The sequence below is a fragment of the Micrococcus sp. GbtcB5 genome (assembly GCF_019091605.1).
Lineage (GTDB): Bacteria > Actinomycetota > Actinomycetes > Actinomycetales > Micrococcaceae > Micrococcus > Micrococcus luteus.
Genome location: NZ_JAGXJK010000295.1, coordinates 1 through 252 on the forward strand (window position 1 = coordinate 1; position 252 = coordinate 252).

The 252-nt window shown below is 71.4% G+C and carries 1 pseudogene; it reads left to right on the forward strand.

The features are described from left to right. Positions 1–252: pseudogene (locus tag KVS67_RS12430) on the forward strand (serine--tRNA ligase); the annotation flags it as partial.

Genomic DNA, 252 nt, shown 5'->3' on the forward strand with positions numbered 1-252 from the left:
TGGTGCGTCCGGAGACCATGCAGGGCACCGGCTTCGACGTCGAGCACGACGACGAGATCTACCGCCTCGGGCGCGACGACCTGTATCTGGTGGGCACCTCCGAGGTGGCCCTGGCCGGCTTCCACGCGGGCGAGATCATGGTCGTGTCCGCCCCCGTCCGGTACGCGGGCTGGTCCACGTGCTACCGCCGCGTGGCGGGCTCGGCGGGCAAGGGCACCCGCGGCAGCATCCGCGTGCACCAGGTCAACAAGC